The sequence below is a fragment of the uncultured Aliivibrio sp. genome, assembly GCF_946479765.1.
Lineage (GTDB): Bacteria > Pseudomonadota > Gammaproteobacteria > Enterobacterales > Vibrionaceae > Aliivibrio.
The window spans coordinates 1-8,892 of sequence record NZ_CAMLHO010000075.1 but is presented as its reverse complement, the minus strand read 5'-3'; the positions used below and the strand labels follow the sequence as shown (position 1 = coordinate 8,892).

Below are 8,892 nucleotides of genomic sequence, written 5' to 3'. Positions count from 1 at the left end.
GTGAAAAACATTCACGATATCGTTAAAGATCGGCCTGGTTTTGTAATCAAACCAGCTCAAGGCAGTGGCGGTAAGGGGATTTTGGTTGTCACATCTCATAAAGATGGTATTTATTACAAGCCATCTGGTGCAGAAGCGAATAAACAAGATGTTGAACGCCATATTACCAATACACTAGCAGGCCTTTTCTCCCTTGGTGGAAAAAACGATGTTGCGATGATCGAGAACTTAATCGAGTTTGATGATGTGTTTGACGGCTTCAGTTATGAAGGCGTACCTGATGTTCGTATTATTGTATTTAAGGGCTACCCTGTAATGGCAATGATGCGTCTATCAACCACAAATTCAGACGGTAAAGCCAACTTGCACCAAGGTGCTGTTGGTGTGGGCATCGACATAGGGACAGGAAAAGCCGTACGTGCCGTACAATTTGATTTACCTGTAGAAAACCATCCTGATACGGGTAAATTATTAAGTACACTAGAAGTCCCTCATTGGCATAAACTATTGACCCTTGCATCTAGTGCGTGGGAAATGACCGGATTAGGTTATCTGGGTACTGATATGGTACTCGATAAAAAATACGGACCAATGGTTCTAGAACTTAATGCTCGTCCAGGCTTAGCGATTCAAATTGCAAACGGAACAGGGTTACTCCCTCGTTTAAAGCACATTGAAAGCTTGGAAGAGACGGTTCCATACCCTACTCCAGAAGCTCGTGTTGCTTATGCAATGGATCAGTTTGGTATTTATAATAAATAACTGACCTGTATACATAAAATAAAAAAAGGGAAGACAGCTTAATGCTCTCTTCCCTTTTTATTTATCTTCTATCGTTGCTTTCTAAATCGAGTACCGATCCAGATAGCCGCTATTCAGATAATTACTTTTCCCAACGTTGTGCCGCTGATTTATCAGTATCTCTTGATTCTACCCAGCGAACTTCTTTCGTTGTACGTTCTTTTTTCCAAAATGGTGCATTGGTTTTTAAATAGTCCATGATGAACTCACAAGAATCAAACGCTGCACCACGATGCGCACTTGATACACCAACAAACACAATTTGGTCGCCAAGTTCTAAGTCACCTACTCTGTGGATCACTTTCACTTTCAGTAGTGGCCAACGCTCTTTAGCTTGTGCGACAATGTCGTTTAGAGACTTTTCCGTCATGCCTGGATAATGTTCTAAAGAAAGGCCCGTAACATCATCACCAAGATTCATATCTCGAACTTTGCCGATAAAAGTAACAACGGCTCCTGCTGTTGTGCCTTCTGCTAATAATTGATATTCATCACCGACATTAAAATCATGCTCTTGAACAGAAATCATCTTAACCACCTGTTACTGGTGGGAAAAATGCCACTTCATCACCATCAGAAACGGCTGAATCTAAACTTGAAATGGTTTGGTTGATAGCAACCAGTAATTTACCTTTCTCTAAGGCTAAATCCCACTTTCCTTCTTTTTTACTTAGCTCTTCACGAATCGCTTCAGCTGTCGCGTAATCACCAGTAAGTTCTAATTTTCCTGTTCCGACTAACTCTTTCGTTTGAGCGAAAAATAATACTGTGATCATGCGCCTGCCTTAAAGTGTCCAGATTTACCGCCAGTCTTTTCTAATAAACGAACTTGACTAATTACCATGTCTTTTTGAACGGCTTTACACATGTCATAAATAGTAAGCGCTGCAACAGAAGCTGCTGTTAATGCTTCCATTTCAACGCCAGTTTTTCCAGTTAACTTACAAACTGATTCAATACGAACCATATTTTCAGCTTCAATCGCTTCAAGTTGAACTTCAACTTTAGTTAACAACAACGGATGGCATAATGGGATAAGGTCCCATGTTTTCTTTGCAGCTTGAATACCAGCAATACGAGCGGTCGCAAACACATCACCTTTATGATGAGAACCAGAAACAATCAGTTTCAACGTTTCGGGAGCCATATGAACAAACGCTTCTGCGCGTGCTTCACGAACGGTTTCTTGTTTAGCTGATACATCAACCATGTTCGCCTCACCAGAGGCATTAATATGAGTAAAATTTGACATAATTCTTCTTTATTATCCGCCAATTGAGGCTAAATGAGGGGTCATTCCGGCATGGCCATCATGTAAAAAGTGGCCTTCTGCTTTATTATCTAATTGTGTTTGAATACGCTGAATTAACTCGTTTTGTTGAGTATCATCTTGCAATAAATCACGTAATTCAACGCCATAATCACCAAATAGACACATATGTAATTTACCTTTTGCTGATACACGTAATCGGTTACAGCTCTGACAAAAGTCTTTTTCATACGGCATAATCAGCCCTATCTCACCCATGTAATCAGGATGAATAAAGACTTGAGCAGGACCATCACTTTCACCACGTGGTTTTAATAACCAATTATTAGCGATTAAATGATTACGAATAGAAACACCAGACTGATGATGATTTTTAAACAGATCGTTCATTTCACCCGTTTGCATCAATTCAATAAAACGCAATTGAATTGGACGAGTTTGAATCCACTTTAAAAATAGAGGTAATTCGGTGCTATTGAGATCTTTTAGTAGAACGGTATTCACTTTTACTTGTTTAAACCCCACTTCAATTGCTTTATCAATACCAGCCATCACTTCAGAAAATTTATTTTCACCCGTGATTTGATAAAACATATTGGGATTTAAACTATCAACACTCACGTTGATATCAGTAAGACCAGCTTCTCGCCATTCAGCGACATGCTTCTCCATACGATAACCATTAGTAGTAGTTGCTACTTTAGTTATACCTGGTTGAGAGGCAACGGTACGAATGATCTCAGTAAAATCTTTGCGCAGGCTTGGTTCTCCGCCAGTAATACGTACCTTAGAGGTACCACAACGGGCAAACGCACTCACCGTACGTTCGATTTCATCAAGCTCTAGGAAGGACTCACGCTTGCCATTTTCAGGTCTATAACCATCAGGTAAGCAATAAGTACATTTAAAGTTACAGACGTCTGTAACCGACAACCGCAAGTAATAAAACTTACGATTAAAGTTATCTTCGAATTGTTTCGCCACGGAACACCTTTCCAAACACGGGAGGCTTGTTCATTTCCAAACAAACCCTTGTGACCGAATTGTCACTGGCTTACGCTACATATTGAATGCTTCTTAAAAACAACTTAGCAACTTAAGCTCGGAGTTATGGCAACCACACTAAACCATTATTAGTTTAATTGGCGCTCTTATTAAAATACTCAATATTTCTACGGTTTTCCAATTTTTTTGTCATTTCAGTCAAATTTCTCCATTTTGTTTGATAGATGTTATTCTTATGCTGTAATTTAACCTGTAAACTGTGATTAATTCAACATTTCACTAATCACTGCTTGTCGTCACTTTCCAGATCAACCACACTGCTATTTATTCCAATACACAATAAGAAATATTATGAGTAACCATCAAATTGTTGCTATCGGTGGCGGACACGGCCTAGGACGAGTTCTTGCTGCATTAAGTGATTTTGGCAGTAATGCTACAGGAATTGTCGCCACGACAGATAACGGTGGCTCTACAGGCCGAATTAGAGAATGCCAAGGCGGTATTGCTTGGGGTGATACTCGTAACTGTATTAATCAACTAATTACCGACCCTTCAATCAGTTCAATGATGTTTGAGTATCGTTTTAAAGGCCAAGGTGAATTGCATGGTCATAATCTTGGTAATTTAATGCTCACTGCATTAGATAACCTCAGTGTCCGACCTTTAGACGCCATCAATTTAATTCGTAATATGCTAAAAGTTGAAACTCAGATCATTCCGATGTCTGAACATCCTTCTGATTTAGGCGCATTAACCACTGATTTGCGTAAAATTTCAGGTGAGACTAATATCGATGATATGGATGAACTGCCTTTGCGACTCTTTTTAGATCCAGAAGTACCAGCCACCTTTGAAGCAATTGAAGCGGTTCAAAATGCAGATTTGATTTTATTAGGTCCAGGAAGCTTTCTAACCAGTATCATGCCTCCGTTGTTACTGCCAGGTTTGGGTAAGGCGATTGGTGCCAATAAAAAAGCGAAAGTCGTTTTCATCGACAATTTATCAAAAGAGTTTGGTCCAGCAGGAAAAATGGATCATAAAATGATGCTGGAATGGTGTGAGCGAGCGTGCTCAGGTAGAAAGGTTGACGTTATTTTAACTGATAAAGAGTTAGTGGAATTACAATCAGAGTATAATTGTAAAACCACAGATCTTGCTTCATTAAATCACGATTGGCGCCATGATAGAGATAAATTGAAACAAGCGATCGAAAACTTACTTGACTAAAAACTGACGGTAAGCAAGTTCAGTACCACGCGCAATATTTACAAATTCTGAAATATTGTGCGTAACCCAATCATATTGTTTTTGCTTGGCTTTTTCTTCTATATGAATAGCCATACTCGCCAATTTATCAGCACCAAAACTGCCTGCGCTGCTTTTAATACAGTGACTTATTTCTCTGACTTTTTCAATTTCAGGCTGAGTAGAAAGCGTGTCAATAAACTCATCTAACTCATCACAAAAAATACCAAAAAGAAAAGGGACATTCTCATCACCAACTTCCTGTATCAATTGATACACTGCTACTTGATTTATATACTGACTCACAGGTAAACCTCTATTTATTTATCATTCCATGATTGTAGTTTTCTATATAGCGTCGACGGACTTACCTCTAATTGCTTAGCGGCCTGTGGAATATTCCCACCACATAGAGCAATTGCAGTTTCAATAATCTTTTTTTCTGATTGCCATAAAGGAAGGATTTTATCTGCTTTTGTATCAACAATATTCTCTTCCACATTAGTGCTTAATTCTAAATTACGGCTTAACTCTTCCAATAAAGCAATATTTGCACCAGAGTTAGAATCTATAGATAACGGGGGTGGCAGCATTGAAAGCTCCACTTCTTTACCTCTATTTAAGACCACCACATTTCGAATTACATTTTGTAACTGACGAACATTACCAGGCCAATCATAATTTGCGAAACGCTCTGTCACTTCTGGACTAAATTTAATAAATTCACGCCCTTCCTCATGAGAAAAGTGGCCTAAAATTGAGTGTGCTATCTCTATAATATCGTTTCCACGTTCACGTAATGGCGGTAATGTAAGAGGAATAACATGAAGTCGATAATACAAATCTTCACGAAAACGCCCCGCTTGCACTTCAAGCCACGGATCACGGTTAGTTGCACATACAAAACGAACGTCCACTCCACTCATTTTCGATGAGCCCACTTTTTGGAATGTTCCCGTTTGAATAAAACGTAATAATTTAGTTTGTAAATCCAAATCCATTTCACACAATTCATCTAAGAAAAGAGTTCCCCCGTCAGCTTGTTCTGCGGCCCCTTTTCGGTCAACTGAGGCTCCTGTAAATGCCCCTTTAACATGACCAAACAGTTCACTTTCAATCAAATCTTTTGGTATCGCGGCACAGTTTATCGCGATGAAGGGCCCCTCGTAGCGCTTACTCGCAGCATGAATGGCCTCAGCACAGACTTCTTTACCTGTCCCTGATTCTCCAGTAATAAATACCGTTGCTTTACTCGGTGCCGCTGAATCAATCGTTCGGTACACTTGATTCATTTGAGAGCTGCTGCCAATAAACCCTTGATATTGTTTATTGGATTTTTCTGGATTCTCTTTTATCTCTTCTTGATGTTTTTGTGCCTGTCGTAATGCATTATTCACTGTCACTCTTAATCGGTCAGCTTCACAGGGTTTAATTAAAAAATCTTGAGCACCAAGCTGCATGGCTTCAACAGCCGCATCAATTGAACCGTGAGCCGTCATTAATATTACTGGTATTTCTTTACTGTTTTTTCTGAGCTCTGAAAGCACCTCAAATCCAGTCATATCCGGTAAACGTAAATCGAGTAAAACCAGATCTGGCGTCCGTTCTTTCGCTTTATCAATAGCATCAGATCCTTTTGCTACGACATCAATATCAAACCCTAACGGATTAAGATAAGAACGATATAACGCTGCAACAGAAGCGGTATCCTCAACCATTAATAAGTATTTTTTTTGTGTCGTTGATTTTTGCATTAAAGCTACTCGTACGTACCAAACATAAGACAATTGCATTATGCAATTGCAAAATGCGAAACGCAACTTGCAAAATGCAAACTCTTGCTTTTTTATTTGCTTTTTAGAGTCAATATCCTCAATTTCCTTAAGGAAAAAGTTGGCACGCTACCTGCTGTATGTATAGTGACCCTTTAAGCCAAAGGGTCACCTAGCCAACTGACGTTGTTAGTGAAATTTATTTTCACATGAACAATAAAGCCAACCGGTATATTACGGTTGGCTTCTTTTTTGCCTAAATTTAGCAATTGATAAAACAGTCATTAGCTATTGGTTATAAATTGGGTCCTCAATCTATCAATCTCATCTCTCACTTGAGCTGCCTGCTCAAACTCCAAATCTTTTGCATGTCGATACATCTTCGCTTCTAATTTTTTAACTTCTTTATCTAACTGTTGTGGAGTCATTGATAAATAATTCGCACTTTCTTCAGCCACTTCTGACAGCTTCATTTTCGGCGCAACAATCTTACGTTTATTCTTGGTCATATCACCTAACTCTAGAATATCCGCCACGTCTTTTTTCAATGCCGTTGGTACAATACCTAATGCTTTGTTATGTAAAATCTGTTTTTCACGCCTTCTCTCTGTTTCGCCGATGGCTTTTTCCATTGAACCGGTAATCCTACCTGCGTATAAAATCGCTTTACCTTCTAGGTTACGAGCTGCTCGGCCTATAGTTTGAATCAATGAGCGTTCAGAACGTAAGAAACCCTCTTTATCTGCATCCAAAATCGCGACCAAAGAGACTTCAGGCATATCCAAACCTTCACGTAACAAATTGATACCGACTAACACATCAAACTTACCTAGGCGTAAATCTCGAATGATTTCGACACGTTCAACCGTATCAATATCCGAGTGTAAATAACGTACTTTTACCCCATGCTCTGCAAGATATTCAGTCAAATCTTCAGACATACGTTTCGTCAACGTGGTAACTAATACGCGCTCTCCCACTTTGGTTCTAATGCGTATTTCAGATAATAAGTCATCGACTTGCGTTTCCACTGGACGAACCTCGATAATCGGATCAAGTAATCCTGTTGGTCTCACCAATTGCTCTGCAATATCTGTCCCTGATTTTTCTATTTCATATTTCCCAGGTGTCGCTGAAACATAAATCGTTTGTGGAGCAGCCGCTTCAAATTCATCAAAACGCATTGGTCTATTATCTAATGCTGAAGGAAGTCGGAAACCATATTCAACCAAGTTCTCTTTACGTGAACGATCTCCTTTATACATTGCCCCAATCTGAGAAACCGTAATATGTGATTCATCGATGATCAATAAACCATCTTTTGGTAAATAGTCGAATAAGGTAGGTGGTGCATCACCTTGAGGACGACCACTTAAATAACGAGAGTAGTTTTCAATACCTGAGCAAAAACCCAACTCATTCATCATTTCGAGATCAAACTGAGTACGTTGTGTAATTCGTTGCTCTTCAACTAATTTATTATTGGCAAGTAACTCTTTTTGTCGCGCAGCGAGGTCGATTTTTATTTGTTCGATAGCCTCAAGCACTTTTTCTCTTGGCGTAACATAATGAGTTTTAGGGTAAATAGTACAACGCGGCATATCTTTCGTTATGATTGAGCCTGTGAGGGGATCAAATTTACTGATGCGTTCCACTTCCTCATCAAACAATTCAATTCTGATGGCTTCATGCTCTGATTCCGCAGGGAAAATATCCAAGACCTCCCCGCGAACACGAAAAGTACCGCGCTCAAACGCCATATCATTACGTTTATATTGCAGCTCTGCTAAACGTCGTAAAATATCTCTTTGATTAACAATGTCCCCACGACGTAAATGAAGCATCATACCCAAATAAGCTTGAGGATCACCAAGACCATAAATAGCCGATACCGAGGCGATAATAATGGCATCTTTACGCTCTAATAGTGCTTTAGTTGCAGACAATCGCATTTGTTCAATATGTTCGTTCACAGAAGAGTCTTTTTCTATAAAGGTATCTGTTGTTGGTACATAAGCTTCCGGTTGGTAATAATCAAAATAGGAAACAAAGTATTCCACCGCATTATTTGGGAAAAACGATTTCATCTCACCATATAGCTGAGCCGCTAACGTTTTATTATGAGCCATAATTACGGTTGGTCGTCCAGATTTAGCAATTACGTTCGCTAACGTAAATGTTTTACCTGATCCCGTCACTCCAAGAAGCGTTTGATGAGCAAGACCATTCTCTAAACCTTCATTCAACGTTTTGATTGCTTGAGGCTGATCGCCTGCCGGTTGATAGTTGGAAATTAATTCATACGCATTGGCCATTTATAACACTCCTCATGGACTCATTCTATTTAGAAGACACACACTACCAAATCCACTCTGGTTTTTATAGAAACTCTTTACTGATAAAAGCTTCCCCCAATAGCGATTAAAATATAACCTATTTTAGTATTCATCCCATTTAATGGGTAAAAAATAAACAGATTGAACATTCAAACATCATCTATTCCATAACGCATTGATTTTATGTATACAAAACATTCAAAAATAGTACTCTGGTTCACTGAAAGCCCTATCACAGCGAGCTACAAGACAGTTAATATAGTTTCATTAACACACTTATCCACAGTTTTAGTGGATAACTACCCACAAGCCTTGATAAATATAGGCTTAAAGATGGTGTCAATAATTTTTTATAAAAATAAGCTTCAATGACTGACTAAACAACCACATCATTTTTCTCCATTTTTACTATTGACAGTTTATTTTAGACTCGTTAGAATCGTCGGCCTAAAATCGATTC

9 protein-coding genes and 1 riboswitch are annotated in these 8,892 nt (G+C 39.0%); of the genes, 2 read left to right on the top strand and 7 right to left on the bottom strand.

The features are described 5' to 3' along the window. The coding region (locus Q1K78_RS16205) for an alpha-L-glutamate ligase-like protein (RefSeq protein ID WP_300181272.1) at nt 1–762 on the top strand (762 nt) is incomplete at its 5' end. Nucleotides 763–883: 121 nt separating this feature from the next. Here Q1K78_RS16205 and moaE read toward each other — a convergent pair. The 4 genes from moaE to moaA form a co-directional block, all read right to left on the bottom strand. Further along, a complete protein-coding gene (gene moaE / locus Q1K78_RS16200; protein ID WP_300181269.1) occupies nt 884–1,330 on the bottom strand; it encodes a molybdopterin synthase catalytic subunit MoaE in 447 nt (148 codons plus the stop codon). Between the two features lies 1 nt (nt 1,331). Then, nucleotides 1,332–1,577 carry a molybdopterin synthase sulfur carrier subunit gene (gene moaD, locus Q1K78_RS16195; protein ID WP_065591555.1) on the bottom strand — a complete coding sequence of 82 codons (246 nt, stop codon included), beginning with the start codon at nt 1,575–1,577 and terminating at the stop codon, nt 1,332–1,334. Beyond that, complete coding sequence (moaC, locus tag Q1K78_RS16190) at nt 1,574–2,053, bottom strand: cyclic pyranopterin monophosphate synthase MoaC (protein ID WP_300181262.1); 480 nt, start codon at nt 2,051–2,053, stop codon at nt 1,574–1,576. Before moaC ends, moaD begins: the two co-directional genes overlap by 4 nt. A 12-nt stretch (nt 2,054–2,065) precedes the next feature. Next, nucleotides 2,066–3,055 carry a GTP 3',8-cyclase MoaA gene (gene moaA / locus Q1K78_RS16185; protein WP_300181259.1) on the bottom strand — a complete coding sequence of 330 codons (990 nt, stop codon included), beginning with the start codon at nt 3,053–3,055 and terminating at the stop codon, nt 2,066–2,068. After that, nucleotides 3,044–3,191, bottom strand: a riboswitch (molybdenum cofactor riboswitch). Its footprint overlaps the gene before it by 12 nt. 236 nt (nt 3,192–3,427) lie before the next feature. Between moaA and yvcK the strand changes: the two genes are divergently transcribed. Then, nucleotides 3,428–4,306, top strand: coding sequence for a uridine diphosphate-N-acetylglucosamine-binding protein YvcK (gene yvcK, locus Q1K78_RS16180; protein ID WP_300181256.1), 879 nt, complete (start codon nt 3,428–3,430; stop codon nt 4,304–4,306). On the opposite strand, the gene Q1K78_RS16175 is transcribed toward yvcK, so the two are convergent. The 3 genes from Q1K78_RS16175 to uvrB all read right to left on the bottom strand — a co-directional run bounded on the left by Q1K78_RS16175 (nt 4,295) and on the right by uvrB (nt 8,411). Then, the gene (locus Q1K78_RS16175; protein WP_300181253.1) at nt 4,295–4,630 is read right to left on the bottom strand and encodes an Hpt domain-containing protein; all 336 of its coding nucleotides are present in this window, start codon (nt 4,628–4,630) and stop codon (nt 4,295–4,297) included. The genes yvcK and Q1K78_RS16175 overlap by 12 nt on opposite strands. Before the next feature lie 14 nt (nt 4,631–4,644). Further along, nucleotides 4,645–6,078, bottom strand: a complete 1,434-nt coding sequence (gene luxO / locus Q1K78_RS16170) for a quorum-sensing sigma-54 dependent transcriptional regulator LuxO (protein WP_300181249.1) — start codon at nt 6,076–6,078, stop codon at nt 4,645–4,647. A 302-nt stretch (nt 6,079–6,380) separates the two neighbouring features. Next, a complete protein-coding gene (gene uvrB, locus Q1K78_RS16165; RefSeq protein WP_300181246.1) occupies nt 6,381–8,411 on the bottom strand; it encodes an excinuclease ABC subunit UvrB in 2,031 nt (676 codons plus the stop codon). Between the last annotated feature and the right edge of the window lie 481 nt (nt 8,412–8,892).